Here is a 25,897-nt window from a genome sequence, read left to right on the forward strand (position 1 = left end):
CTTCTTGCTATAATAGTAAGTAGTAGCAACAAAGGAGTGAGCCGATGGAAGCTGTTTTTTACAGAAATGAGCAAGAAACCCAGATCTCTTACGGGGAAACATTGGCATCGGTCATGAAAGGACAGTCGATCGAGCCGCAGCAGGTGATAATTTTGACGAATCAGCGCTATTATGACCGCTTTTCAGAAAAATTGACCCGCCTCTTTTTGCCACGAGAGGTCAATTGGTATATTTGTACCAATCAAATGTATTGCAACAACTTTACCGAGTTTAAAGCTGCAATGGATTTCTTCGGCCGCTTTTCAAAACAAGAGCCGCTGCTGATCGTCGGTTTTGGGAATGAAGGCGTGTTGGCATTGAGCAGCTTTATCCACGCGACGTCGGTTCTGACGACACAGCTTTGGTTGATTCCTGTTTCCTTGCGGGCCTTAGCCAAAAGTGTCAAAGAAACAGCGATCGTTGTGAAAAAGCCAGATATCCCGATGCTGGAAAATCCTAATGCACCACAATTTGTTATTTTCGATCAGACGATTGCCGAAAAGCAAATCGATGGGAAACTTGTCGACTTTTTGACCCTGATCCGTGGTGGCGTGCTTGCCGATAGCGATTTTTTAAAGGAACTTTATCGAACGTACCCCAGTCATCAGGCATTGATGAGACACTCGTTGGCAGCTTATACCAATCAGCTGATCCAATTGTATCAGCAGTCGGGACGCGAATTAGAGGAGTTTGGGCAACTCTTTGCCGATGCTGCTTATCAAACAGAAAATGGTCACTTGCTGTCTGATGCGATGAAATTGTTCTTTGGCTTTTTGTTTCATTTTATTTGGACAGTCCAGCAGCAGCAGTTGACTGTCGATCTGCTAGTATTTTGCCAATGGCTTGCACGATTAGGCTTTCCTATCGAATTGCCCGAGTCTTTTTCCTTAAGCGAATATTTCAGCCGTGTACTAGAATTGCAGCAAAAAGAAAAAAAACTGTTATTTTTGGCAAAAGTTGGTACAATAGGGGGCAGAACGGAAATCGAGGAGAAAGATCTTGTCCAGACGATGGAGACTTATCAGCGATTAATCAATGAGATTCGAGGGGTCTAAATGGAAACTTATAGTGAAAAAATGTTAAAAGCACTAGCCGCAGAAGAGTTGGCTGAAGCACAATTGAATTTTACCGAAGCACTGCAAAAAGATGATGATGAGACACTTGGCGCTTTAGGCGATGAATTACTGCAGATCGGTTTTTTAGAAGAGGCGAAAACGTTATTTGAAACCTTGCAGCAGCGGCATCCTGAAAATGAAGCTTTGCTGCTTCCTTTAGCGGAAATTGCGATGGAAGAAGACCAGATTGAAACAGCCTTCACTTATATCGATCAAATACTACCAACGAGTGAAGCTTATCTGCAAGCCTTGTTATTGAGTGCGGATCTCTATCAACTGATCGGTATTCCGGAAGTCAGCGAAGCCAAATTAAAAGAAGCGCAAAGCCTTGTGCCAGAGGAACCCTTGATTCGTTTTGCCTTAGCTGAGTTAGCTTTTTCAACGGATCGCTATCAAGAAGCTGTTGACCTTTATCAAGGATTGCTGGAAGAAGATATTACGGATATTTCGGGGATTTCGATCGTTGAACGGACCGGAACTTCATTGAGTATGGCAGGTAAGTTTGAAGAGGCGTTGGAATATTTTGAAGCAAGCTTAGAAGACGAACAGACGGACGAGCGTCTCTTTCAAACGGCTTTAGTCTATTTGCAGCTGAAGGAAAATGAACAAGCGATTCGCTACTTGCAGCAGTTGCGGGTCATGAATCCCCAATACCGGGCCTTGTATCTTTATTTGGCTGAAGCATTGCAAGAAGAAGAACAGCTGGAAGAAGCGCAACGTGTGATCGAAGAAGGGATTCATGAAGATCCATATCAAGTGGATTTCTATCATTTTGCTGCCGAGAATGCTTACCGACTTCATGACAGTGAAGCAGCCGAGTCATTTTTACTTAAAGCACTGGAAACTGGTGAAAAAGAAGAGGATACATTACTGACTTTAAGTAATTTATACTTGAATGAAGAGCGTTGGCAAGAAGCGATCTTGGCGATCGAGCGAATGGAAGACAATGAACAGCCTCACGCTTTATGGAATCTAGCGCAAGCCTTCAATGCGTTAGAAGATTTTGACAAAGCAGCAAAATATTACGAAGAAGCCAATGCTGATTTGCACCATGAACCGGCGTTTATGAAGGAATATGGCATTTTCTTACGTGAAGAAGGGCGTTTACCTGAAGCTCTTCATTTGCTACAACATTATTTGGCTCACGAACCAGGTGATTTAGAAGTACAGTCGATCGTGGAGGACTTATTAGAAAGATAGGTGAGAGAAATGAACATCAATGTACAAGAAAAGAAAAAGTTTCTTAATTGGTTAGTTTCGACCGTTTCCTTCAGCCGCCGAGAAGTCTCTTGGGTGTTAAACTATCTGGCGAACCATGAAGCGATCTTGACCAATGTTCATTTTGTAGAAGGGGCAGCCGCAGCCAAACGGGGCTTAAGTGTCCGCAGTACGGAAGTTGGAGGCGAACCCTTTGTCTTGAGTATCGAAGGACAGACCTTTTATGACATTGATCAGATTTTTCACGAGATTCGCATGAATTGGAAACAACCCTTGTATCTTGAATGTCTCTTTCCAGATTCTTGGTCGCAATCCTTTTATTTAGCAGTTTTAGAAGACAATCCTTATGAACGTTGGAACGACCACTTGGATCAAGAAATGACCCAACATGTTACCCAGTACCTTGAAAAAGAAGAAGCAAAAACCAAAATTGATACCTTGTATCGGCAGATCGATCTAGCATTGGAAAATGGGGATCGTGATGCCTTCTTAGAACTTTCCGATGAAGTAAATCGGCACTTGCTCCAACAAAAAGAAAAAAGCCGCTGACAAATAAAAAAGCAGTCCTTTAACCGGGACTGCTTTTTTAGTCTTTATTTTGTTTTAGAGACCGCTGCTTTGCGCTGTAAGAACCGTGACTTAGGTCTTAAGTAAGTAAAGCCTTCGCCTTCGACTTCATGGACATTGATGACAGAAACAAACGCTTGCGGATCAAAGTCATGAACAATGCGCTTGACTTCAGAAATCTCCCGTCCGCTGACCACCATATAAATGATTTGTTTCGATACTCTTGAGTAAGCCCCTTCGCCCTGTAAAAACGTGACACCGCGTTCCAATTCATCCATTAAAACAGGAGCTATCTCTTCGCTGTGATTGCTGATCACTAAAATCCCTTTGGCTGAATAGCCGCCGTCTAAGATCGAATCGATCACACGAGTGAAGACATAAGAAAAAATCAAGGTATACATCATGCGGTTCAAATCTATATAGGTCAAAGAAAGCAACAGGACGAACACATCAAAGATCAAAAGCGACCGCCCGATCGTCACCCCAAAGTTTTTCTCTAAAATGCGCGCCAGTACATCGACGCCACCTGTTGTTCCACCGACTTTGTAGACGATCCCACTACCGATCCCTGCAATCAAACCAGCCAAGAGTGCGACGATCAGTAGATCATGCTGTAGATCGATCAACAGGGGAACACTCTGCCAAAATGCCAACCAAAAAGACAAACCAAAGGTTCCTAAAATCGTATACACTAATGAGCGTCGACCAAGAATTTTGCCACCGATCAAAATGATCGGAATATTTAAGATCAATGTACTAATGGCAGGATTGATTCCCCATAAGGCTCGCAGGATCAAGGTGATCCCTGTCACACCGCCTTCTGCTAAGTCATTTGGGATATTTAAATAGACTAGACCGAAGCCATAAATACTCGTACCGAAAATAATCAAAACAATGTCGCGAATCGTTCGCCATGAAAAAAATGCCCGCATCCTGTTTCCTCCGTTATTCAACTTCCACAAGTATCAATGTAGCACGAAATCATTGAATGTACAACAAATCCTGAGGGGGGCTCTATCTAGGCAGGCAGCCATTCTTTTGGTAAGATAAACGAGAAAGGGTGAAGAAGATGACAGATAAACGTTCCTTGGCATCGATGCAAGAAGAAGTCGATGCCTATATTCAACAATTTAAAACTGGCTATTTCAGCCCCCTCGCCCAAATGGCTCGTTTGACTGAAGAAGTTGGCGAATTGGCGCGAGAAGTAAATCACTATTACGGGGAAAAAAATAAAAAAAGCGATGAAGTTGAAAAGACAGTGGCAGAAGAACTGGGTGACGTGCTCTTTGTGACGATGATCATGGCCAATTCACTAGACATCGACCTGACTGAAGTGTTTGAGGAAAATATGGCAAAATTCAATCAGCGGGATGCGTATCGTTTTGAAAGAAAAGATGGGAAAGTACATGAAGCTGACTAAACTACCAAAAGAATTTGCAGAAGCTGCGCCACTCCTAAAAAAAATCGAAGCCGCGGGCTATGAAGCATACTTTGTTGGCGGCAGCGTGCGGGATACGATTTTAGGCCAGCCGATCCATGATGTCGATATTGCTACCAGCGCTTTTCCAGCCGAAATCAAGGCGCTTTTTCCTCGAACCATTGACATTGGTATCGAGCATGGGACGGTGCTGGTCTTGTGGGAACAGGCGCAATATGAGATTACCACCTTTCGAACCGAAGCCGCCTATCAGGATTATCGCAGACCTGACAAAGTTGATTTTGTCCGTTCCTTGAAAGAAGATCTAAAGCGGCGGGATTTTACCATCAATGCATTGGCACTTCAAGAAGATGGGGTCATCATTGATCTTTTCGATGGACTTGCAGATATCGACAATCAGATTTTACGAGCAGTGGGTCACCCGCAGGAACGTTTCCATGAGGATGCCCTACGAATGATGCGGGGGCTGCGTTTTGTCAGTCAATTGGGCTTTGTTTTAGAAACAGAAACATTGGCTGCTATCCATGCGAATCATGCCTTGTTGGGGAAAATCTCTGTTGAACGGATCATGATTGAATTCGTGAAATTGCTGTTAGGCAATCATCGGAACCAAGCACTACGAGCACTAGTAGAAACCGAATGCTATATCTATTGCCCAGGCTTGCGGGAATACGGTGAGGCGTTACTGCGGATGGCAGACCTGCCAGCGATCCCATTAGAAAACGAAACGACGGCTTGGGTATTGCTCATTGACCAAATCGGTTTAGCTCCTGAGGCAGTCCGCAGCTTTTTAAAAGCTTGGAAATGTTCGAATGACTGCATCCGCCAAGTACAAACGGTCTATCAAGCACTACTAATGCGTCGAAACGGCGAATGGAACGATCTGCTGTTGTATCAGTTCGGTTTAGAAGCAACCTGTTTAGCTGAAGGATTATTGAGTTATGACAAGCTGCCCAATGATCCAGCAAAAATCAGTCAACGCTATCAGCAGCTACCGATCCATTCACTGAAGGAGCTGGCGATCAATGGACGTGATTTACTGCAGACAGTTGATCGTTCTTCTGGTCCGTGGCTCAAAGAAGTCTTGGCCGCTGCTGAAGCTGCAGTCATCACACGAAAAATCCCTAATGAAAAAGAAGCACTATTGGCGTTTGCCCAAGCATATTTAGCGAAGGAGGGATAACTGAAGAATGGAAAGCAAAAAAGACTTTCTCGTTGACCTTCAAGACACTGCGGCTGTTTTGGGTTCTGGCGGTTTAGCGGTTTTAGCAACCCCTCGACTGGTCGCAATGGTGGAAAACACCTGTTGGGAAGCCCTTGAGCCTACTTTAGATAAAGGGTTTACCACCGTTGGTACAAAGTTTTCGATCGATCATTTGAAACCTTCGCCAGTCGGAGCGACAATCACAGTTTTTATACAATGGGAAAAAGAACAAGGATTCCAGTTTGATTATCAGGTGACCGATGGGGCGCAACAACTCATTGCCAAAGGGACTCATCAACGAGCGGCGGTGGAAATCTCTCGGTTTATGAAAAAAGTCAACGAAAACCCAAGTTAATTTGTGTCCCAGTAGCGACTATGTGTTAGAATTAAAATGTATTATTAATAAAAAGGAGCGTTTTGTCATGGCTAGAGAAATGAAAGCTTTAAAATTTTATTTCCGTAATGGAGAAACATGGACGATCGAGCGCCGTTACATCGGTGACTTATGGATCAAACAAATCACGACCAGTTTTGGCCGTATCCACGGAAGCGAATTCGTTGAGATTCATCCATGTGCTGGGTTCAAAATTGAAATCTTCCAAGAAGGCGATCATGTGGCAACACATGACATCAACTTAGGCGGACTTGAATTAGGGATGTTTGCTCGTGCGTTGAAATATGAAGATATTGAACGGATGGAAATTCTTTACCGTAACGGTACACCGGATCTTGTTTATTTCCCATACAAGGACAAAGATACGGAAGGATTGGATAATGTATACCAATCAACAAAAATCAGTGAAAAAACGAAGAGTCTGTATATCGTGATCGACCCAAATCAAACGGTTGATGATGTTTATCAAGAACATTTCGAAGAATAAGAAAAACGCAGAACCAGTTGGTTCTGCGTTTTTTTTTAGAATGTTTCTTGGAACATATCCGTATACTTTTTTAATAAAAGATAATCTTCGGCATATTCATCCTTTAAAACGATTGTATCGCCAAAGAAACTCTTACGAGCATGTTGAATGATCCGATGCTGAATATCTTTTTCCAGAAGGTAATCGATCTCAGACTGTTTCAGGTTTTGTGCAGCAGTCGCCCGATTCTTTTCTAAATATTGCAGCAAATCGTACTCAAGGTGTCCCGCACCATTGATGACTCGTTTGTATTCGATTTTGTCAATTTTCATCTGCTCACACTCCTTGCTATTAAAGTACCTTAGAAAGAAGTAAAGGGGGAGATGGGGGCCTCGAAATTACATAAATCTTTAAAAAATGGATCGTTTGTTAATGTTATCTTAAGATTTGTCATCGAAAAGGAAAGAAAAACGAGTCAAGTGCCAGTATTTTTTGAACCATCAGCAAACGGTTCTTTTTCTTTTTGCTGATGGACAGGTCCTATGTTGGCGATCCCATCTAGACCACCAGCGTGACCACCGACTAATTTGCTGCGTGCAATGGCACGAGCGCCTTCCATTCGGCTTGTGGCATGAACGATCGAAGTGAAGCCGTATTTCTCACGAATCTTATCGATGATCAAATCTAATTTACGCTGGCGTAATTGCGTTTCTGCTTGCTCAAAAAGATCCAGCTGGACATTTTCTGTATAAACCAATTTTGAATAGGTGATACCGATGTGGCGAACGACTTGCCCGGTATAAAATTTTCGAAAGAGAAATAGGCAATGAGCAACAAGCTTACGTGTATTGTCAGTTGGCGGGATTTTCATTTGTCGGGAAAAGCCAGAGGCAGTTTCACCAAAGGCTACGCCGATGTAAACATTGATACAAGCGGTCTGACAATGATGGCGGCGAATTCGAGCGGCAACTTGCTCCGCCATTTCCTTGATGACGATCTCGATTTCTTCTTGTAAATAATAATTGCGATGTAGGACCTGACTATTGCCGTAGCTTTTTTCCATGACCTGCGGTGTCGGTTCGGCTAAAATGGTGCGGTCAATGCCGTGAGCGTGATGGTAGAGCTGCTCGCCAATGATCCCCATGCGACTGCGTAAAAGATCAGGACTGGCGTGAGCCAATTGTTCGATCGTTTCAATCCCCATCAAGTGAAGTCGTTTTTCTGTGCGCCGACCGATCCCCCAGAACTCTGTCATAGGGGCGATCTGCCAAACTTTTGTCGGTACATCGTCATAGGTCCATTCAGCGATCAAGGAACGATTGTGTTTGGATTCGTTATCTAAAGCTAGTTTTGCTAACAATGGATTATCGCCAATGCCGATGGTGACATACAATTTCGTTGTTTCGTAAATGTCTTTTTGAATTTGCTGGGCAATCAACCAACGTTTTTCTTCGCGAGAGATCGTTTTATCGGGAATGAAAAGATCCAGTGTACGGGTCAGATCCATCATCGTTTCGTCGATCGAATAGAGCAGCAAGTCGTCTTGTCCAACATATTTGCGAAAGACATTATTGACTTTGGTGTTTTCTTTGATATAAAAACTCATACGCGGCGATGCTTTGTACAAATCGGGATGTGTCGGCAGGTTGTCATTGCGAGTCACATTTGAAATCCCCAATACCGATTTTGCCTTTGGGGAAGCTGCTAAGACTAAGCCGTTACCAGTATTGTCAGAATGTGACATGACGACCAGCATCGCTTGGATAGGATCTAACCCGCGAGAGATGCATTCGACAGAAGCATAAAAACTTTTGACATCTATAAATAAGATATCGCGTTTTGGCTCGAGCGCATAATTAAAACCACCCATTTTTATCACTCCTTACCGAGATTATACGAACGTTTGTTCTTTTTTGTCAAGCGAACAGGAGTGGATGAGGGGGATTTGTTTTTTTATAGAGAGATTATTTTTATTTTATAATGATGGGAAATGTTGGTTTATAAGGAATACATTCATTTCAGATTATCAGAATTCGATTGGACATAAATACGGGGTTTTGTCTTTTTACCCGAAAAACGGATAAAAAAACAGCCGCTCCATTGGACCGACTGTCGTAGCTTAAATCAATTTTCGGCAGGTAGGGTTGCAAACAAACTTAAGAGATTGCCGTCTATATCTTTGACGATGGCATAGCGTTGCCCCCAAAAGGCACACCAAGGTTCTTTGAAAGACTGATACCCGGCAGCTACGACTTTTGCATGAAGGGCATCAACCTCTTCAGGGGAATCACATAAAAAGGCTAATTCAATCGTATCTCCCACAGTCATTGGTGAATGCCCATAGATTCCGGCAACCATTTTGCGGCTATTCAAGGAGATGCGAACCCCGTCGTTTGCTAATTCCATATAATCTTCTGAGTGCTGACCTAATGGTGTGAAGCCAAGTACTTGATAAAAAGCCAGTGCCTGTTCCATGTTTTTTGTGATAATACCAACCATATCTAGTTTCATTGTTTTCTTCCTTTCTTGTGGGAATTCTTTCCATAACAGTCAATGCAGTTGCTAGCAATGAAGATTACCTCGTTTCTGTCAGACGGTAATGGTGCAACCGTTCAGCCAACGTACCAGTGTGTAGTTCAAACAAATGATTGTCATCATCGTAAAAATAAATGGAAGCACCTTCGCCTTTGATACGAGAACGATCTTTTTCGATCTTCAATCCTAGTCCTTGGATGCGCGTAATCAAGGAATCGATTTGAGTTTGATCGATTTTAAAGGCAATATGGTTATACGTTTTCGGCAGCTTCTGGGAGGCATCCTCCATAACAGCAAGCCATAAGCCATCGATCAAAAAGAATTTTTCTGGGAAGTAAGAATGGGGCTGGTCTCGGCTATCATAAATTTCCTCTGCTTCAAACAATGTTTCCAGCATCGTTGTCGTCTTTGCTAAATTCTGTACGATCAACGTGATATGGGAAATCTCCATCGCATCAACACTCCTTCGTTATGACGAAATAGGGGAAAGAGAAACAATTAGTATCAAAATAAGCATTATGTTAGTGATTGTAAAATACCAACAGGAAGAGCAGAACATAAAACAGTGCATCAGTTGTGCAAGGAATAACTTTCTTCTTGTATTTTGTCCAAAAGAAGACATTTATTAAGAAGAGGATAATCACTGTCGGTAAGCTAAAGGTCCAAGCAGGGTGTTTAATGAAAATGAAAAGCATATTTCCAATAAGAGCAAAAAGAAAAGCGCCATAAAACAGACGATAGTTACTAGGTAGATACGTAAAATTGCCAAGCATGGGTTCACCTCCTGTAGGCAGTATAGCATGAAAGGATCGACTGGCACTCAAAGTATATTGAAAGGACAGCTAGAAGAAAAAGCTAGTTCATGTTCTATGTGCCGCCTTTGTTGAACATTAGTTTCTTTTTTACATTATACATTAAAATTTATTTATACGTCGCTTCAAAGAAAAAGTTGGCTCAAAAGTTCAAAGCAAATAAGTGAAAATAGGGGAGTGGTTGTGTAAAGAGGGAAATAAAAATGCAGCAGCTATCATTGCAAAATGTCTGAAAAAAAAGAAGTTCGCAAACGCCTTGGTTATCAGCGTTTGCGAACTTCTTAAATAGCATTATTTTGTTTCGCGGTGTAAAGTAACTTTTCTTTCACGTGGGCAATATTTTTTCTTTTCCAAACGATCAGGATTGTTACGTTTGTTTTTGTTTGATAAGTAGTTGCGTTCTTTACAAGAAGTGCACTCTAATGTGATGTTTACGCGCATGATTTTCCCCCCTAACGATACAAGAATCCTCTAAGAAATCTCTCAGACTAAAATATAATAGCATGTTTTGTGCGGGAATGCTAGCTTTTTCCTGAAATTTGTTAAGTAGTTTTACTTGACGAATTACTTGAAACGCATTAGTCCAATTTGCTCTGGATATCTTCGATCATTTTGGTATAGGCGATAGGACCGTTGTAGAGCCAGCTTGATTCAGGACCGAATTCCCATAAATGATTGTTTTTGACTGCATCAAGATTTTGCCAGACTTGTTCGCTGAAAAAATCAGCGCCTTTATCACTATTCACTAAAATCAAGTAATCGGCATCCAATTCTGCCAATTTTTCCAGAGAAACGGCAGACCAGTCAGCAGTGGCACTTTCACTGATTTCTGAAACAAGCGAGGGAACTTCAAAACCGAGTTCGTGATACAGCAGTTGACCACTTGATTTTGTTTCTGAAACCATGAAGACAGAATTATTGACCACCCATAAAACAGCAATTGACTTGCCTTGGATTTGATCAGCGTACGTTTCCTTGGTAGTAGCGACTAAGTCATCATAATCAGCTTCTACTTGGGCAGCTTCCTCTTCTTTGTGTAAGACCTTTGCGATATCTGTCAGACGTTCACGCCAGGTTACTTCCTCGCCATTTGTGACCACATAGGTCGGCGCGATCTTACTGTACTGATCATATTTGTCGCCTTCCACCATGGAATTGCTATCCATCAGCAGCAGGTCTGGCTCAAAGCTCAAGACATCTTCATAGGGCAGATCATAGTTGATTCTTGGCACATCTGCTAGTTTGTCTTGCAAGTATGCTTGATCACTGTCATTGCCGACTGTCCATTGAGCAACCGGGGTTACCCCTAAAGCGACCAAATAATCTTCCAAGTAACTACCGATCACCCGTTGTGGGTTTTCGGGAACAGTGACTTCATTTCCCATCGCATCGGTAAAGGTTGTTGCTATTTCTGAAGAAGTAGTGGCTGATCCACTGCTATCCGTTGAGTCATTATTCGTACCGCAAGCACCCAGTAGAGTAAGGGAGCAGGCTGCTAGCAGGGTAAGCCAAGTACTTCTTTTTGACCATTGTTTCATAGAAAAACTTCCTCCTTTGTTAAAAGATGAGCACTTATCATTTTAATTGAGAATAATTCTCATTTGCTGATTGCTATTATTACGGAGAAACGCTGATTTGTCAATCTTATTTTTTTATTTCCTTTTTTTAGAACTATTGACGAATAGTAGGATTACATTCATAATTGATAAGCATTATCAATCAATTATTTTGGGGACGAATATGGCGAAATTACGAACAGTTGACTTGAGTGTCGGCTATCAAAAACAAAAAATTGTGCAAAATCTAACAATTGAGATTCCAGAAGGGAAAATCATCGGCTTGATTGGTCCGAACGGCAGTGGAAAATCGACATTTTTAAAGGCACTCGCCCGAATTTTACAGCCTTTGTCTGGTGAGGTCCTATTAGATACACAAAACCTCCAGAACATCAAAACCAAAGAAGTGGCTAAAAAGATTGCGCTGCTTTCACAAGTTAGCGACTCATCGATTGGCTTGACGATTCGCGAAATTGTTTCTTACGGTCGTTTTCCCTATCAAAAAGGACTGAATAGTCTATCGGAACAAGATCTTGCAGCGATCGACTGGTCTTTGCAGGCAACTGGTTTGACGGCACTGGCAGAAGAAGTGATCAGTACGCTGTCAGGGGGACAAAAGCAGCGCGTTTGGATCGCCATGGCACTGGCGCAAGATACGGATATCGTGATTTTAGATGAACCAACAACCTTTTTAGATCCTGCGCATCAATTAGAAATTTTGCTCTTATTACAGCAAATCAATAAAACCTATGGGAAAACGATCATTATGTCGATTCATGACCTGAATCATGCGTCACGTTTTTCTGATTATATTTACGCATTAAAAGGTGGAGAGCTTTTGGTTTCCGGTACACCGGAAACGGTACTGACCAAAGAATGGCTGCAGCGTTTGTTTGAGATCGATGCCGTGTTAGGTACCTTTCCTAATAGTACAAAGCCGCTGGTCTTGACCTATGAGTTAGGAGCGCAGATATGAAAAAGTTTCCTTGGCTGCTGCTGCTTTTTAGTGGCTGCTTTATTATCTGTTTCTTTTTAGCGATCACTCAAGGAGCAGCGGACCTTTCTTTTGAAACGATCTGGGATGCCGTCTTTGCTTTTGATTATGAGAATCAGCTGCATCAAGTCTTGCGCAATATTCGGTTGCCACGTGTTTTGGCTGCTTTTCTAGTAGGAAGTTGTTTTGCTGTTACAGGAGCCATCATGCAGGGGATTACGAGAAATCCCTTGGCAGATGGTGGTCTTTTAGGTGTCAATAGTGGGGCTGCCTTGGGACTAGCGATCGCATTTATCCTCTTTCCTAGTGTGCAACCGAGTCAAGCGGCGCTGTTTTCCTTTTTTGGTGCGTTTGCGGCAACTGGGCTGCTTTTTTTACTGACCAGATACGCCAAACTAGGCATGTCGCCCACGGGACTGATTTTGGCTGGTGTGGCATTAAGTTCTTTTTTCTCAGCCATTAGTCAAACTCTGTCATTGCAATTTGATTTAAACCAAGAGCTAGCCTTTTGGTTTATCGGTGGTGCGGCGAATGTGACTTGGCAGCAACTGCGTTTTGTGGGGCCCATCTATCTGATCGCCATCGTTTTTGTGCTACGGCTAGGAAAAGCCCTCAATCTGTTAGCACTAGGAGATGACACCGTCATTTCATTAGGCAAGCACCCGCATCTGATTCGGGCATCTGCCTTACTGTTAGTCGTAGTTTTGGCGGGAATGGCGGTTTCGCTTGTAGGACCGGTCAGCTTTGTCGGCTTAATGGTTCCTCATGTCGTGCGGGGGATGGTGGGCAAAAACTACCAATTAATTTTGCCTTTGACGATCATTGGAGGTGGGACCCTAGTGATGGCCGCTGATCTGGCAGGTCGCTTGATCAATCCCCCTTTTGAGACACCCTTTGGGATACTGATGGCATTGATCGGTGTGCCTTTTCTATTGGTCAAGATACGGAGGGAAGACTGATGAAAAAAACACTCTTTGTTTTTTTTCTACTGGTGATGGCCGCTTTTTTAGGAAGTGTCATGGTGGGAAAAACAATCTTAACCTTTCAGACATTAGGGGCAATCTTTCAAGGTACGGCTTCTTCGAGTCAGGTACTGACGTTTACTGAGTTTCGACTACCACGGGCTTGTCTGGCGCTGATCGCCGGCGGTGCCTTTGGTTTTTCTGGTTTTGTCTTGCAGGGGGTGACAAGAAACGAGCTGGCTGATGCAAGTATCGTAGGAATCAACAATGGCGCGGGTCTCTTTGTAATGATCTACTTAGGGGTTTATACCCAAGGATCGCAGCTTTTACCTGTCGTTGGGATCTTCGGTGGCTTGTTGGCTGCTGTACTGGTCTATTTGATTGCCTATAAACACCGCCAATTGTTGTCGATGGAGCGAGTGCTGCTGGCGGGAATCGCCGTCAATGCAGGGTTGGCCGCGGCTACTTTACTTTTTACGGTGGAATTATCAAAAGACCGCTATCGCTTTGTAACAGCATGGCTTTCTGGATCTATCTGGGGAACCTCGTGGCAGCAAATTACCAGTCTGCTTCCTTGGGTCATCGTATTGTCTGTCGCAGCTTTCTGGACCGTACCTAAACTTAATCTGCTTGGTTTTGGTGAGGAACAGGCAATTAGCTTAGGGGTTTCTTTGACACGGTTGCGGACGTGGTTTTTAGTGATTGCGGTTGGTTTGGCTGCCAGTACGGTTGGCTATACCGGTAATTTAGCCTTTGTGGGCTTATTGGCGCCTCATATCGCCAAGGGACTAATCGGCAGAGAATCTCGCAGTGCCTTTTTCTTAGCGGGAATGATCGGCAGTCTGCTGGTCTTAGTAAGTGATACGATCGGTCGTTTACTATTGACAAGCGGTGAGATCCCAGCTGGTATCATCATTTCTATCGTGGGGGCACCGTACTTTGTCTTTTTACTGATCCGGCGTAAAGAAGGATGAGCAGATAGTCATGATCTTGCCAAGAAATCTGCGATTCTAGTTTGCTATTTGGACACAGTTTTTGGTACTATTTCTGAGAGGAGTGATCCAATGGAAAAACCAGTCATTAGAGAGCACATGATCCAAACATTAAAAAAAATGCCGAGCAAACAAAAGCAGCAGAAAGAAACGGTGATTTTGCAGTTGCTGTTTTCTTCTCAGCTTTGGCAAACGGCTAAGTCAGTAGGAGTGATCCGTTCGTTGCCATTTGAATTTGATACAGCGGCTATTTTTGCTAAAGGATTTGAACAAAACAAACGAATCGCAGTGCCGAAAGCACAACAAAAAAAATTGCAGTTTTATCATGTGGAGCCGGCAACGCGTTATGAAACGTCGGCATTTGGGGTTGAAGAGCCGATCAGTGAGCAAGAAGCCCATCACTTGGATTTACTCATTGTTCCCGGCTTGGCTTTTTCGAAAAAAGGCTATCGCATCGGCTTTGGCGGCGGCTATTATGATCGTTTCTTGTCAGCTTTTGATGGCAAGACCGTTTCTTTGGTCTTCGGAGAACAATTCAACGATCAATGGACACCAGATGTATTCGACATTCCAATCGATAAAATCTATACGGATTCGCTTATTCGCACGTAAAGGAGCACGTCAATGAATTCTCAAATGAAAAGATGGCTGAATCAGCCGATCTTCACGTATCTATTTTTAGCTATCCAAACTATTGTGTTTATCTTGGGTTATTTTAGTCCCTCTATTCAATCAGGCGGGGTGATGTTTGGTCCGTTTGTCGTCTATTTAAATGAATATTGGCGTTTCGTTACCCCAATCTTTCTGCATTTCGGGTTGGCACATTTTGCGATCAACTCTGTGATTCTCTATTATATGGGGCAACAAGTAGAAGCCATCTATGGTCATAGCCGTTTTTTTGCCTTGTATTTACTAAGCGGCATCATGGGCAATACCATGAGTTTTGCTTTCAACCAAATAGGGGTTCAATCAGCAGGCGCTAGTACTTCATTATTCGGGCTTTTCGGGGCATTTTTGATTTTAGGTTGGCATTTTAGAAATGATTACCGCATCCAAGCAATGGTACGGCAATTTGCCCTATTCGTTGGATTGAACCTGGTTTTTGGGGTGTTTGATCAAACGATTGATATGTGGGGACACATTGGCGGGATCCTCGGTGGGTTATTGTTAGGGAGTCTTTTGGCATTGCCAAAGAACTATGGAAAATATTCGATCCACACCAGAATCCTCTCTGGCGGACTCTTTGTTTTCTTATTGGCTATTTTTGTGATATATGGTTTTAAAAAATATTAATTACTTGTATAATAAGCAGGAAGTGGTTAAATGGAAACGTTATATGACGTACAACAATTACTGAAACAATTTGGTGTTTACGTATATGTCGGCAAGCGGATCTACGATATAGAACTGATGCAAATCGAGTTGAAAAACTTTTATGACAGTCGCTTGATAGATCGGGATGTATATCTGACTGCCCGGCGAATTCTTACGCGGGAGCATCGAATTGAAGAAAGCCGGGAGGAAAACAAGTGATGGACAAAAAAATCATCGGAATTGATTTAGGCGGAACAACTGTGAAATTCGCTATTTTAACGAGCGAAGGCGAGATTCAGCAAAAATGGAGTATTGACACCAATATTCTTGATGAAGGCTCACATATCGTGCCAGAAATCGTGGCATCGATCAATCATCGCCTAGAATTATATGGCTTACAGCCGGAAGCATTTATCGGTATTGGTATGGGGACACCAGGAAGTGTCGACCGTGACAAAGGAACCGTCATAGGTGCCTACAATCTGAACTGGAAAACACTTCAGCCAGTCAAAGAACTGATTGAAAAAGGCACAAAAATCCCATTTGCCATCGATAACGATGCCAATGTAGCAGCTTTAGGTGAGCGTTGGAAAGGGGCAGGGGATAACAATCCTGATGTCATCTTTATCACACTAGGTACAGGTGTTGGCGGCGGTATCATCATGGAAGGGCAATTGCTTCATGGGGTTGCTGGTTGTGCCGGAGAAATCGGTCATATCACTGTTGATCCTGAAGGGTTCGAATGTACTTGCGGCAAACGTGGTTGTTTAGAAACGGTTTCTAGTGCGACGGGTGTTGTGCGAGTTGCTCGACAGTTGGCAGAAGAATATGCTGGCGACTCGGCATTGAAACAACAGCTGGACAATGGGGAAGATGTTTCAAGTAAAGATATTTTTGAAGCGGCTCAAGCAAACGATTCATTTGGCTTGATGGTCGTTGATAAAGTGTGCTTCTACCTTGGGTTGGCATGCGGAAACCTAGGAAACACATTAAATCCATCAAGTATCGTTTTAGGTGGAGGCGTATCGGCAGCCGGTGAATTTTTACGTGAACGGGTTGCTGCCTACTTTGCTCAATTTACCTTCCCACAGGTAACGGAAAGTACTGAAATCAAATTGGCCGAACTTGGGAATGATGCCGGTGTGATTGGGGCAGCATCATTAGCTTTGCAGTTTGCAGCAAAAGCATAGATGACAAGCTGCTAGGCAATGATACATTAAAGCAGCATAAATCAAAAAAGAATGTTTGTTACAATAGAGAGGAATAGAAGAAATGACACCAATTATGTGGCTAAACTTGGTTTTGGCATTAATAATCTTAGCAATCGCTTTGAACTGGGCGTATTTTCAAATTATGGGACGCCGTTCAGCAACGATCATCTCAGAAGATGAATTTAAAGCAGGAATGAAGAAAGCCCAAGTGATCGACGTTCGGGAAAAAAATGAATTTGACAGTGGGCATATTTTAGGGGCGCGTAATATTCCCTTTACGGTTTTAACCAATTCCTTCAGCGCATTTCGTAGAGATCAACCAATCTACTTATATGACACGCGTAAATCGTTGAGTATTCGGGCAGCAAATAAATTACGTAAAGAAGGCTTTACCAATGTCTATATCCTAAAAGAAGGGTATGAAGGTTGGAGCGGCAAGACGAAAAAGAAAAATAGTTTATAAAAGAGAGAACTCAAGGCAAAAGAACACAAGCAAATTTGAATGAGTGACGAAACACCAAATGGAGTGTTTCAAGTAAGTCATTGTTCAATTTACATTGTGGGCTTTTGCCTTTATTTGAACTTAGGTCTATCGATAAGGAGAGTGTGCGTTGATCAAGCGAAAAAGAATTTATGAAGTGGCGGAAACGACAGATGGCTATCGGGTATTGGTGGATCGCATCTGGCCTAGAGGAATGAAAAAGGAGGCAGCCCAGATCGATCTATGGCTCAAAGCAGTCGCACCAAGTACTGAATTGCGCAAATGGTTTGGGCATGATCCTGAACGTTTTGATGCCTTTAAAGGCTGCTATCTACAAGAATTAGAGAAAGCGCCAGCTAAAGATGCCTTGGCACGGTTAAAAGCGTTGGTTGCTGAACAACAGACCGTGACCTTACTATACGGAGCGAAAAATGAAGAACAAAATCAAGCCGTGATTTTGCAGGACTTACTGGAGAAGGCAGAATGATTACCTAAAAGAGCCGCCAGCCTATTGAAGGCTGACGGCTCTTTTGTAGCAAATGATTAGCGGGCAACGCTTTTACGCATCGCGCGTTTCCGTTTTTCATCATGATCTGCTTGTTGTTCGTCAATTGGATCAATCACTTGTTTCTTGACCGTCATAACAACACTTGCAGCTGCAGCAACCGTTGCGACTGTTCCTACTAAAAATCCTGAAAGAAATCGTTTCATCATTAAACACCTCGCCTTTAGTTATAGGTTCATTATGAATGAAAACGGAAAAAATATCAAAAAAAATCACTTTTAGGATTGAAAACGCTTGAAATAATTTAGTAAATAATTTACAATAAGTTTACTAAAAAGAAAGTGGGAGTGAGAAAAATGGAGCAATTGCAACAGATATTTATTGATAAATTTGGAACAGCAGGCACAGGCATGTATTTTGCGCCAGGGAGAATCAACTTGATCGGTGAACACACAGATTACAATGGCGGTTATGTTTTCCCGGCGGCAATCACATTAGGGACGTATGCAGTAGCACGAAAACGTGAAGACCAGTTGATCCAACTCTATTCAGAGAATTTTCCAGAAAAAGGCGTGATCTCCTTTCAGTTAGATGAGCTAGATTACCGAAAAGAAGATGATTGGACAAACTATCCGAAAGGGGTCGTTCGTTTCCTAAAAGAAGCGGGGCAAGGGATCGATCGTGGCTTTGACATCGCTTTTTATGGCAACATTCCGAATGGCGCAGGTCTTTCTTCTTCTGCATCGATTGAATTGCTGACGGGGGTTTGTCTAAAAGATCTCTTTGATTTAACTTTGAAGACCTTGGACTTAGTTAAAATCGGCAAAAAAGTCGAAAATGAGTTTATTGGCGTTAACTCAGGGATCATGGATCAATTTGCGATCGGAATGGGTCAAAAAGACCATGCATTGCTTTTAGATACGAACACTTTAAATTATGAAGTCGTACCAGCGGCATTTGGTGATTATGTCGTAGCGATCATGAATACCAATAAGCGCCGCGAATTGGCTGATTCTAAATACAATGAACGACGTGCAGAATGTGAAGAAGCATTAGCTCGTTTGCAAAAATCATTAGCCGTTGATTCATTGGGTGCATTAGACGAAGCAACCTTTTTTGCAAATACAGCATTGATCGATGATCCACGCTTGATCAAACGGGCGAAACATGCAGTGACGGAAAACCAACGGACATTAAAAGCAAAAGCTGCTTTGACTGCTGGTGATCTTGAAGAATTCGGCCAGTTGTTAAATGCTTCGCATGCTTCATTGCGGGATGATTATGAAGTGACAGGGCGTGAACTAGATACATTAGTCGCAGCTGCTCAAGCGCATCCTGCTGTTTTAGGTGCGCGGATGACTGGTGCGGGCTTTGGCGGCTGCGGGATCGCATTGGTCAAAGCAAGTGAATGGGCTGATTTTGAAGCGTCCGTCAAAGCAACCTATTTAGCAGAAATCGGCTACGCAACCGACATTTATCAAGCAAGTATTGATGATGGTGCACGAAAACTGTAGAATAAGAAATGATGAAGGAATTTAGAAAGAAGGCTGAAAATATGGCGATTTTAGTATTAGGAGGAGCCGGCTATATCGGTTCTCATGCAGTCGATCAATTGATCGGACAAGGAAAACAAGTCGTTGTCGTTGACAATTTGCTGACAGGACATCGCCAAGCGATCCATCCAGCAGCAACCTTTTATGAAGGGGATATTCGCGACAAAGCATTTTTACAATCGGTTTTTGAAAAAGAAACGATCGACGGCGTGATTCACTTTGCTGCCAGCTCTTTGGTGGGGGAATCCGTAGAAAAACCATTGAAATATTTCAACAATAATGTGTATGGGATGCAGGTCCTCTTAGAAGTGATGAAGGAACATCAAGTGAAACATATTGTCTTTTCTTCTACAGCAGCAACCTATGGGGAACCTGATCATAGTCCAATCACGGAAGAAACCCCAACAAATCCTAAAAATCCTTATGGCGAAAGCAAGTTGATCATGGAAAAAATGATGCGTTGGTGCGATGAAGCCTATGGTATGAAGTATGTCGCATTGCGTTATTTCAATGTGGCTGGCGCGAAGTCGGATGCTTCGATCGGTGAAGACCATGATCCAGAAACACACTTAGTACCGATCATCTTACAAGCTGCTTTAGGACAACGAAAAGAAGTCGCGATTTTTGGGGAGGATTACGATACTCCAGATGGGACTTGTGTTCGTGATTATGTCCATGTCGAAGATCTGATCGCTGCTCACCTGTTGGCATTAGAATATTTACAAAAAGGCAATGAGAGCAATGTCTTCAATTTAGGCAGCAATCATGGGTACTCTGTGAAAGAAATGGTGGAAGCGGCCCGCAATGTAACGAAAAAAGAGATCCCAGCCAGAGTGGCGCCTCGCCGTGCCGGTGATCCAAGTACCTTAGTGGCATCGAGTGAAAAAGCACGAAAGGTTTTAGGCTGGAAACCAGTCTATACCGACGTCGAAGCAATCATCGAGACTGCTTGGAATTGGCATGTCAGCCATCCAAATGGGTATCAAGGGCAGGAGGAATAACCAATGACGATCAGCCAAACAATCAGCGATTTCGTCACTTTAGCAATCAAGGCTGGCGGCTGGATGGAAATGGATCGTATTTATTTGCAAAACCGAGTACTAGCTATGATCGGGGAAGCTGTTTTTGAGCCCAGCGAAATTCGTTCTGTTGCTCGTTCCTCGATTGAATTGATGGACGAACTGGTGGCATGTGCATTGAGCAATCAGCAAATTGGCGATTCTCACGCAGAAAGAGAAATCTTTGAAGCCCAGTTGATGGACTTTTTGACGCCACCGCCTTCAGTAGTCAATGCTTTTTTTGCGCAGCATTATGCCAATGATCCTAAAGAAGCGACGGATTATTTCTTTGAGCTGTGCCGTCAAAATGATTACATCAAGACTCGGGCTATCGCTAAAAATATCGTCTTTCCTGTTGATACGGAGTATGGGGAGATCGAGATCACGATCAATTTATCAAAACCTGAAAAAGATCCGAAGCAAATTGCCCAAGAAGGTACCGCTACTTCTGTAGATTATCCGAAATGTATGTTGTGTTTGGAAAATGAAGGCTACCAAGGAAGAGTCAATTACCCAGCGCGGACCAATCATCGGATCATTCGTATGAATTTGGATAATGAAGCGTGGGGCTTCCAATATTCTCCTTACGCCTATTACAATGAGCATTCGATTTTTCTTTCTTTAGACCATCGGCCTATGAAAATCAATTTGCAAACCTTCGCTCGCTTGTTGCAGATCATTGAAGTGATGCCGCATTATTTTGTCGGGTCCAATGCCGATCTGCCGATCGTTGGGGGTTCGATCTTGTCCCATGACCATTACCAAGGAGGGCGGCATACGTTTGCCATGGCAAAAGCGCCAATCGAACAACACTTTTCTTTGACTGGGTTTCCTGATGTCGCTGCGGGGATCGTGAAGTGGCCAATGTCGGTGATACGATTACAAGCGAAAAACAAACAAAAATTAGCCGCCGCTTGCCAATATGTGTTAGCCCAATGGCAACAGTACTCAGATCCAAGTGTTTCGATCCATGCTTTTTCAGAAGATGGGACGGCGCATCATACGGTGACACCGATCGCCCGCAAGCAAGGAGAGCTGTTTGAAATGGACTTAGTCTTGCGGGATAATAATGTTTCCAAAGAACATCCTGACGGCATTTTTCATCCACATCAAGAAGTGCAGCATATCAAAAAAGAAAATATCGGATTGATTGAAGTCATGGGTTTGGCAGTTCTCCCACCGCGTTTAGCTCCGGAACTAGAAGAAGTGACTGCTTATCTATTGGATCAGCCCAATCAGATCGCGGCTTACCATATACCGTGGGCAGATGCGATCAAAGCCCAGCACCCAGAATGCAATGCCGAAAACGTGTCGCAGATTTTGCGCAATGCATTAGGAGAAGTCTTTACGCAAGTATTGACGCATGCGGGCGTCTTTAAACGAGACCAGACAGGGCAAACGGCCTTTGCTCGCTTTATAGCTACTTTATAAAAAAGTTCCCCGCAAAAAAAGGAGGCTGGAAGATGGCAACGATCAAAGATATTGCACAACAGGCTGGCGTCTCGCCAGCCACTGTATCACGGGTGCTGAATTACGATTCAGAATTATCGGTCAGCTCTGAAACCAAAGAAAAAATTTTTAAGGCCGCAGAAGCACTCAATTACACAAAACATAAAAAAAAGAGTCAGCCAGAAACCAGTAGTATGCGCTTGATCCAATGGTTTGATACCGAGGAAGAATTAGCGGATCTTTACTATTTAGCGATCCGTATCGGGATTGAAAACAAAACCGAAGAATTAGGGATCCGTTTGCTGAAAGAACCCTATGAAGGATTGTCTGATACCGCCGTCGATGGAACGATCGCGCTAGGGAAATTCGATGATCACCAGATTCGTCAATTGAAAAAAAGCCAATCCAATTTGTTGATGGTCGATTTTGACGCATTGGCCCAGGGCGTCAATTCTCTGGTGGTGGACTTTCAACAAGCGGTCGATTTAGTGATCGATGACTTTATTGCAAAAGGCCACCAAAGGATCGGCTTGTTATCAGGCGTTGAGTTTACCAAGGACCATCACCAAGAAATCGAAGACCCTCGGCGCCGGATTTTTGAGGAACGGCTTCGTCGGTTGAAGTTGCACCACCCGCAATATCATCTCAGCGCACCGTTTACAGTAGAGGGCGGTTATGAGGCGATGAAAGAGTATTTGCAGCAAAACAAAGAGTTGCCAAGTGCCTTATTTTCTTCCAGTGATGCCTTAGCGATTGGCGCTATGCGTGCTTTGCAAGAAAAAAACATCAAGATTCCAGATGAGATCGCAATTATCGGCTTCAATGATGTCAGTGTCGCAAAGTACGTCTTTCCGACTCTGTCAACCATCAAAGTTCATACGGAATGGCTGGGGGAGCTGGCAGTGACGACCTTGCTGGATATCATTACGAATGCAGCACCCGTTCCTCGAAAAGTTACGATCGCAACGGAGCTGATTACGCGCCAATCTTCTTAGCAACCAGTTGAATCATCGGAGGATACCGTTACACACGTCAACTGAGTTTTAATGAAATAACAAAAAAATGAATATCGCCTTACCCGAACCTTTAAACAGCCCCGCTGGTTTGCAGCTGCAACCGCGCTTGCTTTTTTCAAAGGTTCGGGTATTGTTGTCCTATTGCTTTTTTTCTTAACACAGGCATCTTTTTGGAGACTTGGTTGGGCATTTGATTAGAATATGGTAGAATATGAGAGAGTTTTTTGAATGGGGAGAAGATAGATGAAAACATTAGCGATTGATACCTCAAACCAGACACTGGCGGTTGCGGTGGTCGATGGTCAAGAAGTGTTGGGACAAAGCCAGACGATGGCGATCAAAAACCACAGCACAGCATTGATGCCTGCCATCGATGGATTGATGCAAGCAGTGGGGATGGCCCCTAAAGAGCTGGAGCAAATCGTTGTTGCGAAAGGTCCTGGTTCGTATACGGGTTTGCGCATCGGTGTCACAACAGCAAAAACGCTGGCACAAACATTGAACATCCCGCTGATTGGTGTTTCTAGTTTGAAAGCAGTCGCTGCCAATTGCGTGGGCGTATCGCAAGTGATCGTCCCGTTGTTTGACGCTCGCCGTCAAAATGTCTACGCAGGTGCCTACCAATGGCATAATGGGACCTTAGAAACAAGGATCAAAGACCAGCATATCTCACTTTCTGAGTTATTGACCCAGCTAAAAGCAGTTGATGGTCAAGAAGTGCTATTTGTCGGCGCCGATACCGTCAAATTTAAAGACATGATCGAGGCGGAACTGCCGACAGCCCATATCAATCAAGTGTCGTTTTGGAATTACCCGAATGGCGTTGTTTTAGCTGCTATTGCGAAAGAAGAAGCGCCGGTGGCTTCGATCCATGATTTTGTACCGGACTATTTAAAATTAGTTGAAGCCGAAGAAAAATGGTTAGCCTCGCATGAACCGGGAGTGGATGCCTATGTTGAAAAAATTTAAAACGATGACGGGAAAGTTGGCTCTTTTCCGTCAGATTCAATATCCAGAGCGTAAAAAAGAGATACGAGGGGAAACGTATGTTGTTCGTGAATTAGTCGGTGATGACATTAAAGAGCTGCTGCAGGTGGAGCGTCTCGTGTATGCTGGGGAACTGCCTTGGACCAAGAGCGCCTTTTTGTCAGAACTTTATTCACGGGTCAAACATCTTTATTTGGGCATCTTGCATAATGAACGGATGATTGGGTTTATCGGGGTGCGGATTTTAGGCGCTGATGCCCATATCACCAATATCGCGATCATTCCTGATTATCAAGGAAAAGGGATCGGTTCTTTCTTGCTAGGAGAGATCGAACGTTATGCAAGGAAAAACAAATGCGACCGTTTGACATTAGAAGTTCGCCTGGGCAATCGTGATGCGCAACGTTTGTATCGGACCCTCGGGTTTGTTTCACAGGCGATCAAAACGGCGTATTACACTGAAGGCAATGAAGACGCATTGGATATGGTGAAATTTTTAAATGATTAACGAACAAGCAGATCAAACGATCCCGACACCGCAAATGCTCTGGTCATTGGCGGATCAGAGCTATCCCTTTGGCTCGCCTTGGAATCTGCAGCAATTTCAGCAAGATTTGCAAAACAGCAACAGTCGCTATTTGTTTCGTTATGGAAAAACCAACCAAGAGCTGATTGGGTTTCTCTGTTTTCAGCAAGTGCTGGATGAAGCAGAGCTGTTTAATGTAGCGGTTTTACCAGCATATCAAGGGCATGGTTTGGCGAAAGAATTGTTGAAACAAATGGAATCGCTCGTGGAACAAACCGATGGTCGGCGGATCTATCTTGAAGTACGTGTGTCGAATTTACAAGCACAGGCCCTTTATTTGCGCATGGGCTATACGGTCATCGGTCGTAGAAAAAAATATTACAGTCATCCTGAAGAGGATGCGTTGATTATGGAAAAGAAAGTAGGCGGAAAAAAATCAAATGAATGAATTGATTTTAGCCATTGAAAGCAGTTGTGATGAAACCAGTGTGGCAGTGATTAAAAACGGCGACACCATTTTAAGTAACATTGTTGCTTCGCAGATCAAGAGCCACCAGCGCTTCGGCGGTGTCGTACCAGAAGTCGCTAGTCGTCACCATGTCGAACAGATTACTTTGTGCATCGACGAAGCATTGACCCAAGCCAACACACAACCAGAAGAATTATCAGCCGTGGCTGTCACCTATGGTCCAGGGTTGGTTGGGGCACTGTTGATTGGGCTCTCTGCAGCGAAAGCCTTTGCGTGGGCCCACAGCTTACCGCTGATTCCGGTCAATCACATGGCAGGACATATTTATGCAGCTCGCCTAGTGAAGCCATTGGTTTTTCCTTTAATGGCATTATTGGTCAGCGGCGGCCACACCGAATTGGTGTATATGGCAGAAGATGGCTCTTTTGAGATCATCGGAGAAACGAGAGATGATGCCGCTGGTGAAGCCTATGACAAAGTTGGTCGAGTTCTCGGTTTGCCTTATCCTAGTGGGAAAGAAATTGATCGCCTTGCCCATCTAGGTAGTGATACGTATCACTTTCCTCGAGCAATGATGCAAGAAGATAATTTTGATTTTAGTTTCAGTGGCTTGAAGAGTTCCTTTATCAACTTTGTGCATAATGCACAGCAAAGAGAGGAAGCATTGTCAGTAGAAAATCTAGCAGCCAGTTTTCAAGCCAGCGTAGTCGAAGTATTGGTTCACAAAACAGTGCGGGCATGCCAAGCCTATCCGGTAAAACAACTGATCGTCGCTGGCGGGGTCGCCGCGAATCAAGGCTTGCGTGACGCTTTACAAAAAGCAATGCAGGAATTGCCGGAGGTAGAACTGTTGATTCCACCGTTGCGCCTTTGCGGAGATAATGCGGCCATGATTGGTGCCTATGCCCATGTTGCGTTGAAAAAGCAGCACCTAGCAGACCTTTCATTGAATGCTGATCCAAGTGTCAGCTTTGCCCATAGGATTTCTTAAGATGATTGCACCTAAGATCCGTTCTTAGGTGTTTTTTTTTGCTTC

The 25,897-nt window shown here is 43.5% G+C and carries 32 protein-coding genes; 24 read left to right on the forward strand and 8 right to left on the reverse strand.

The genetic code is table 11. The features are described from left to right. Positions 1–44: 44 nt before the first annotated feature. From IGJ12_RS05730 to IGJ12_RS05740, 3 genes are read left to right on the forward strand one after another with little or no spacing between them, the layout of a single operon-like run. Positions 45–1,094, forward strand: a complete 1,050-nt coding sequence (locus IGJ12_RS05730) for a hypothetical protein (RefSeq protein WP_430619467.1) — start codon at positions 45–47, stop codon at positions 1,092–1,094. Continuing rightward, a complete protein-coding gene (locus IGJ12_RS05735; protein WP_008381050.1) occupies positions 1,095–2,354 on the forward strand; it encodes a tetratricopeptide repeat protein in 1,260 nt (419 codons plus the stop codon). A gap of 9 nt (positions 2,355–2,363) precedes the next feature. Beyond that, entirely contained in the window at positions 2,364–2,921 is a 558-nt protein-coding gene (locus tag IGJ12_RS05740) for a YpiB family protein (RefSeq protein WP_034872191.1), read from the forward strand. Between the two features lie 44 nt (positions 2,922–2,965). On the opposite strand, the gene IGJ12_RS05745 is transcribed toward IGJ12_RS05740, so the two are convergent. Beyond that, positions 2,966–3,871 carry a YitT family protein gene (locus IGJ12_RS05745; protein ID WP_005237068.1) on the reverse strand — a complete coding sequence of 302 codons (906 nt, stop codon included), beginning with the start codon at positions 3,869–3,871 and terminating at the stop codon, positions 2,966–2,968. A 137-nt stretch (positions 3,872–4,008) separates the two neighbouring features. Here IGJ12_RS05745 and IGJ12_RS05750 point away from each other — a divergent pair, with 137 nt between their 5' ends. The 4 genes from IGJ12_RS05750 to IGJ12_RS05765 all read left to right on the forward strand — a co-directional run bounded on the left by IGJ12_RS05750 (position 4,009) and on the right by IGJ12_RS05765 (position 6,462). Then, entirely contained in the window at positions 4,009–4,359 is a 351-nt protein-coding gene (locus IGJ12_RS05750; RefSeq protein WP_008381054.1) for a nucleotide pyrophosphohydrolase, read from the forward strand. Continuing rightward, positions 4,346–5,560, forward strand: a complete 1,215-nt coding sequence (locus IGJ12_RS05755) for a CCA tRNA nucleotidyltransferase (protein WP_016613091.1) — start codon at positions 4,346–4,348, stop codon at positions 5,558–5,560. Before IGJ12_RS05750 ends, IGJ12_RS05755 begins: the two co-directional genes overlap by 14 nt. 7 nt (positions 5,561–5,567) lie before the next feature. Next, positions 5,568–5,936 carry a thioesterase family protein gene (locus IGJ12_RS05760; RefSeq protein ID WP_430619468.1) on the forward strand — a complete coding sequence of 123 codons (369 nt, stop codon included), beginning with the start codon at positions 5,568–5,570 and terminating at the stop codon, positions 5,934–5,936. 67 nt (positions 5,937–6,003) lie between these two features. Then, entirely contained in the window at positions 6,004–6,462 is a 459-nt protein-coding gene (locus IGJ12_RS05765; RefSeq protein ID WP_008381061.1) for a hypothetical protein, read from the forward strand. A 35-nt stretch (positions 6,463–6,497) separates the two neighbouring features. On the opposite strand, the gene IGJ12_RS05770 is transcribed toward IGJ12_RS05765, so the two are convergent. From IGJ12_RS05770 to IGJ12_RS05795, 6 genes are all read right to left on the reverse strand, one after another. Further along, positions 6,498–6,773, reverse strand: a complete 276-nt coding sequence (locus tag IGJ12_RS05770; protein ID WP_008381063.1) for a hypothetical protein — start codon at positions 6,771–6,773, stop codon at positions 6,498–6,500. A gap of 143 nt (positions 6,774–6,916) precedes the next feature. Then, positions 6,917–8,311: a Y-family DNA polymerase gene (locus tag IGJ12_RS05775; RefSeq protein ID WP_430619469.1), complete on the reverse strand. Its 1,395-nt coding sequence runs from the start codon at positions 8,309–8,311 to the stop codon at positions 6,917–6,919. A 254-nt stretch (positions 8,312–8,565) separates the two neighbouring features. Next, positions 8,566–8,952: a VOC family protein gene (locus tag IGJ12_RS05780; RefSeq protein ID WP_430619470.1), complete on the reverse strand. Its 387-nt coding sequence runs from the start codon at positions 8,950–8,952 to the stop codon at positions 8,566–8,568. A gap of 64 nt (positions 8,953–9,016) precedes the next feature. After that, positions 9,017–9,427, reverse strand: a complete 411-nt coding sequence (fosX, locus tag IGJ12_RS05785; protein ID WP_008381069.1) for a FosX/FosE/FosI family fosfomycin resistance hydrolase — start codon at positions 9,425–9,427, stop codon at positions 9,017–9,019. 652 nt (positions 9,428–10,079) lie between these two features. Continuing rightward, positions 10,080–10,229: a 50S ribosomal protein L33 gene (gene rpmG, locus IGJ12_RS05790; RefSeq protein WP_005229384.1), complete on the reverse strand. Its 150-nt coding sequence runs from the start codon at positions 10,227–10,229 to the stop codon at positions 10,080–10,082. A gap of 137 nt (positions 10,230–10,366) precedes the next feature. After that, positions 10,367–11,326 carry an ABC transporter substrate-binding protein gene (locus tag IGJ12_RS05795; protein WP_016621235.1) on the reverse strand — a complete coding sequence of 320 codons (960 nt, stop codon included), beginning with the start codon at positions 11,324–11,326 and terminating at the stop codon, positions 10,367–10,369. A 202-nt stretch (positions 11,327–11,528) separates the two neighbouring features. Between IGJ12_RS05795 and IGJ12_RS05800 the strand changes: the two genes are divergently transcribed. From IGJ12_RS05800 to IGJ12_RS05840, 9 genes are all read left to right on the forward strand, one after another. Further along, complete coding sequence (locus IGJ12_RS05800) at positions 11,529–12,320, forward strand: ABC transporter ATP-binding protein (protein ID WP_061053916.1); 792 nt, start codon at positions 11,529–11,531, stop codon at positions 12,318–12,320. Continuing rightward, a complete protein-coding gene (locus tag IGJ12_RS05805; protein ID WP_008381077.1) occupies positions 12,317–13,297 on the forward strand; it encodes a FecCD family ABC transporter permease in 981 nt (326 codons plus the stop codon). The genes IGJ12_RS05800 and IGJ12_RS05805 overlap by 4 nt, the downstream gene beginning before the upstream one ends. Further along, positions 13,297–14,274 carry a FecCD family ABC transporter permease gene (locus IGJ12_RS05810; protein ID WP_016621237.1) on the forward strand — a complete coding sequence of 326 codons (978 nt, stop codon included), beginning with the start codon at positions 13,297–13,299 and terminating at the stop codon, positions 14,272–14,274. The genes IGJ12_RS05805 and IGJ12_RS05810 overlap by 1 nt, the downstream gene beginning before the upstream one ends. Before the next feature lie 90 nt (positions 14,275–14,364). After that, entirely contained in the window at positions 14,365–14,904 is a 540-nt protein-coding gene (locus IGJ12_RS05815; RefSeq protein WP_008381081.1) for a 5-formyltetrahydrofolate cyclo-ligase, read from the forward strand. A gap of 12 nt (positions 14,905–14,916) precedes the next feature. After that, positions 14,917–15,585 carry a rhomboid family intramembrane serine protease gene (locus IGJ12_RS05820; protein WP_430619471.1) on the forward strand — a complete coding sequence of 223 codons (669 nt, stop codon included), beginning with the start codon at positions 14,917–14,919 and terminating at the stop codon, positions 15,583–15,585. Positions 15,586–15,615: 30 nt separating this feature from the next. Then, positions 15,616–15,825 (forward strand): YqgQ family protein, encoded by a 210-nt coding sequence (locus tag IGJ12_RS05825; protein WP_005229394.1) that lies wholly within the window; start codon positions 15,616–15,618, stop codon positions 15,823–15,825. Further along, positions 15,825–16,796 (forward strand): ROK family glucokinase, encoded by a 972-nt coding sequence (locus IGJ12_RS05830; protein ID WP_008381084.1) that lies wholly within the window; start codon positions 15,825–15,827, stop codon positions 16,794–16,796. The genes IGJ12_RS05825 and IGJ12_RS05830 overlap by 1 nt, the downstream gene beginning before the upstream one ends. Positions 16,797–16,878: 82 nt before the next feature. Continuing rightward, entirely contained in the window at positions 16,879–17,280 is a 402-nt protein-coding gene (locus IGJ12_RS05835; protein WP_005237036.1) for a rhodanese-like domain-containing protein, read from the forward strand. 148 nt (positions 17,281–17,428) lie between these two features. Next, the gene (locus tag IGJ12_RS05840) at positions 17,429–17,785 is read left to right on the forward strand and encodes a DUF488 domain-containing protein (protein WP_005237034.1); all 357 of its coding nucleotides are present in this window, start codon (positions 17,429–17,431) and stop codon (positions 17,783–17,785) included. Between the two features lie 56 nt (positions 17,786–17,841). Here IGJ12_RS05840 and IGJ12_RS05845 read toward each other — a convergent pair whose 3' ends face one another. Then, positions 17,842–18,009: a DUF3042 family protein gene (locus tag IGJ12_RS05845; protein WP_017144401.1), complete on the reverse strand. Its 168-nt coding sequence runs from the start codon at positions 18,007–18,009 to the stop codon at positions 17,842–17,844. A 150-nt stretch (positions 18,010–18,159) separates the two neighbouring features. Between IGJ12_RS05845 and IGJ12_RS05850 the strand changes: the two genes are divergently transcribed. The 8 genes from IGJ12_RS05850 (at position 18,160) to tsaD (ending at position 25,852) form a co-directional block, all read left to right on the forward strand. Then, positions 18,160–19,317, forward strand: a complete 1,158-nt coding sequence (locus IGJ12_RS05850; RefSeq protein ID WP_008381089.1) for a galactokinase — start codon at positions 18,160–18,162, stop codon at positions 19,315–19,317. A 41-nt stretch (positions 19,318–19,358) separates the two neighbouring features. After that, the gene (gene galE, locus IGJ12_RS05855; protein ID WP_081118772.1) at positions 19,359–20,357 is read left to right on the forward strand and encodes a UDP-glucose 4-epimerase GalE; all 999 of its coding nucleotides are present in this window, start codon (positions 19,359–19,361) and stop codon (positions 20,355–20,357) included. A gap of 3 nt (positions 20,358–20,360) precedes the next feature. Further along, positions 20,361–21,845, forward strand: coding sequence for a UDP-glucose--hexose-1-phosphate uridylyltransferase (gene galT, locus IGJ12_RS05860; protein WP_005237015.1), 1,485 nt, complete (start codon positions 20,361–20,363; stop codon positions 21,843–21,845). 32 nt (positions 21,846–21,877) lie between these two features. After that, the gene (locus IGJ12_RS05865) at positions 21,878–22,858 is read left to right on the forward strand and encodes a LacI family DNA-binding transcriptional regulator (protein WP_061053918.1); all 981 of its coding nucleotides are present in this window, start codon (positions 21,878–21,880) and stop codon (positions 22,856–22,858) included. 264 nt (positions 22,859–23,122) lie between these two features. Continuing rightward, entirely contained in the window at positions 23,123–23,848 is a 726-nt protein-coding gene (gene tsaB, locus IGJ12_RS05870; protein ID WP_005237009.1) for a tRNA (adenosine(37)-N6)-threonylcarbamoyltransferase complex dimerization subunit type 1 TsaB, read from the forward strand. Continuing rightward, positions 23,832–24,374 carry a ribosomal protein S18-alanine N-acetyltransferase gene (rimI, locus tag IGJ12_RS05875; protein ID WP_005237007.1) on the forward strand — a complete coding sequence of 181 codons (543 nt, stop codon included), beginning with the start codon at positions 23,832–23,834 and terminating at the stop codon, positions 24,372–24,374. The genes tsaB and rimI (IGJ12_RS05875) overlap by 17 nt, the downstream gene beginning before the upstream one ends. Continuing rightward, positions 24,367–24,840 carry a ribosomal protein S18-alanine N-acetyltransferase gene (rimI, locus tag IGJ12_RS05880; protein WP_005237006.1) on the forward strand — a complete coding sequence of 158 codons (474 nt, stop codon included), beginning with the start codon at positions 24,367–24,369 and terminating at the stop codon, positions 24,838–24,840. The genes rimI (IGJ12_RS05875) and rimI (IGJ12_RS05880) overlap by 8 nt, the downstream gene beginning before the upstream one ends. After that, positions 24,833–25,852 carry a tRNA (adenosine(37)-N6)-threonylcarbamoyltransferase complex transferase subunit TsaD gene (tsaD, locus tag IGJ12_RS05885; RefSeq protein WP_016621244.1) on the forward strand — a complete coding sequence of 340 codons (1,020 nt, stop codon included), beginning with the start codon at positions 24,833–24,835 and terminating at the stop codon, positions 25,850–25,852. The genes rimI (IGJ12_RS05880) and tsaD overlap by 8 nt, the downstream gene beginning before the upstream one ends. The last annotated feature ends 45 nt before the right edge of the window (positions 25,853–25,897 follow it).

Origin of the sequence: Enterococcus sp. DIV0802b, from assembly GCF_050543535.1 — a bacterium.
GTDB lineage: Bacteria > Bacillota > Bacilli > Lactobacillales > Enterococcaceae > Enterococcus_D > Enterococcus_D entomosocium.

Excerpts from the sequence above, each read along its gene's own strand:
- IGJ12_RS05730 (WP_430619467.1), top strand. The coding sequence starts at position 45 with ATGGAAGCTGTTTTTTACAGAAATGAGCAAGAAACCCAGATCTCTTAC.
- IGJ12_RS05735 (WP_008381050.1), top strand. The coding sequence starts at position 1,095 with ATGGAAACTTATAGTGAAAAAATGTTAAAAGCACTAGCCGCAGAAGAG.
- IGJ12_RS05740 (WP_034872191.1), top strand. The coding sequence starts at position 2,364 with ATGAACATCAATGTACAAGAAAAGAAAAAGTTTCTTAATTGGTTAGTT.
- IGJ12_RS05745 (WP_005237068.1), bottom strand. The coding sequence starts at position 3,871 with ATGCGGGCATTTTTTTCATGGCGAACGATTCGCGACATTGTTTTGATT.
- IGJ12_RS05750 (WP_008381054.1), top strand. The coding sequence starts at position 4,009 with ATGACAGATAAACGTTCCTTGGCATCGATGCAAGAAGAAGTCGATGCC.
- IGJ12_RS05755 (WP_016613091.1), top strand. The coding sequence starts at position 4,346 with ATGAAGCTGACTAAACTACCAAAAGAATTTGCAGAAGCTGCGCCACTC.
- IGJ12_RS05760 (WP_430619468.1), top strand. The coding sequence starts at position 5,568 with ATGGAAAGCAAAAAAGACTTTCTCGTTGACCTTCAAGACACTGCGGCT.
- IGJ12_RS05765 (WP_008381061.1), top strand. The coding sequence starts at position 6,004 with ATGGCTAGAGAAATGAAAGCTTTAAAATTTTATTTCCGTAATGGAGAA.
- IGJ12_RS05770 (WP_008381063.1), bottom strand. The coding sequence starts at position 6,773 with ATGAAAATTGACAAAATCGAATACAAACGAGTCATCAATGGTGCGGGA.
- IGJ12_RS05775 (WP_430619469.1), bottom strand. The coding sequence starts at position 8,311 with ATGGGTGGTTTTAATTATGCGCTCGAGCCAAAACGCGATATCTTATTT.
- IGJ12_RS05780 (WP_430619470.1), bottom strand. The coding sequence starts at position 8,952 with ATGAAACTAGATATGGTTGGTATTATCACAAAAAACATGGAACAGGCA.
- fosX (WP_008381069.1), bottom strand. The coding sequence starts at position 9,427 with ATGGAGATTTCCCATATCACGTTGATCGTACAGAATTTAGCAAAGACG.
- rpmG (WP_005229384.1), bottom strand. The coding sequence starts at position 10,229 with ATGCGCGTAAACATCACATTAGAGTGCACTTCTTGTAAAGAACGCAAC.
- IGJ12_RS05795 (WP_016621235.1), bottom strand. The coding sequence starts at position 11,326 with ATGAAACAATGGTCAAAAAGAAGTACTTGGCTTACCCTGCTAGCAGCC.
- IGJ12_RS05800 (WP_061053916.1), top strand. The coding sequence starts at position 11,529 with ATGGCGAAATTACGAACAGTTGACTTGAGTGTCGGCTATCAAAAACAA.
- IGJ12_RS05805 (WP_008381077.1), top strand. The coding sequence starts at position 12,317 with ATGAAAAAGTTTCCTTGGCTGCTGCTGCTTTTTAGTGGCTGCTTTATT.
- IGJ12_RS05810 (WP_016621237.1), top strand. The coding sequence starts at position 13,297 with ATGAAAAAAACACTCTTTGTTTTTTTTCTACTGGTGATGGCCGCTTTT.
- IGJ12_RS05815 (WP_008381081.1), top strand. The coding sequence starts at position 14,365 with ATGGAAAAACCAGTCATTAGAGAGCACATGATCCAAACATTAAAAAAA.
- IGJ12_RS05820 (WP_430619471.1), top strand. The coding sequence starts at position 14,917 with ATGAATTCTCAAATGAAAAGATGGCTGAATCAGCCGATCTTCACGTAT.
- IGJ12_RS05825 (WP_005229394.1), top strand. The coding sequence starts at position 15,616 with ATGGAAACGTTATATGACGTACAACAATTACTGAAACAATTTGGTGTT.
- IGJ12_RS05830 (WP_008381084.1), top strand. The coding sequence starts at position 15,825 with ATGGACAAAAAAATCATCGGAATTGATTTAGGCGGAACAACTGTGAAA.
- IGJ12_RS05835 (WP_005237036.1), top strand. The coding sequence starts at position 16,879 with ATGACACCAATTATGTGGCTAAACTTGGTTTTGGCATTAATAATCTTA.
- IGJ12_RS05845 (WP_017144401.1), bottom strand. The coding sequence starts at position 18,009 with ATGAAACGATTTCTTTCAGGATTTTTAGTAGGAACAGTCGCAACGGTT.
- IGJ12_RS05850 (WP_008381089.1), top strand. The coding sequence starts at position 18,160 with ATGGAGCAATTGCAACAGATATTTATTGATAAATTTGGAACAGCAGGC.
- galE (WP_081118772.1), top strand. The coding sequence starts at position 19,359 with ATGGCGATTTTAGTATTAGGAGGAGCCGGCTATATCGGTTCTCATGCA.
- galT (WP_005237015.1), top strand. The coding sequence starts at position 20,361 with ATGACGATCAGCCAAACAATCAGCGATTTCGTCACTTTAGCAATCAAG.
- IGJ12_RS05865 (WP_061053918.1), top strand. The coding sequence starts at position 21,878 with ATGGCAACGATCAAAGATATTGCACAACAGGCTGGCGTCTCGCCAGCC.
- tsaB (WP_005237009.1), top strand. The coding sequence starts at position 23,123 with ATGAAAACATTAGCGATTGATACCTCAAACCAGACACTGGCGGTTGCG.
- rimI (WP_005237007.1), top strand. The coding sequence starts at position 23,832 with ATGTTGAAAAAATTTAAAACGATGACGGGAAAGTTGGCTCTTTTCCGT.
- rimI (WP_005237006.1), top strand. The coding sequence starts at position 24,367 with ATGATTAACGAACAAGCAGATCAAACGATCCCGACACCGCAAATGCTC.
- tsaD (WP_016621244.1), top strand. The coding sequence starts at position 24,833 with ATGAATGAATTGATTTTAGCCATTGAAAGCAGTTGTGATGAAACCAGT.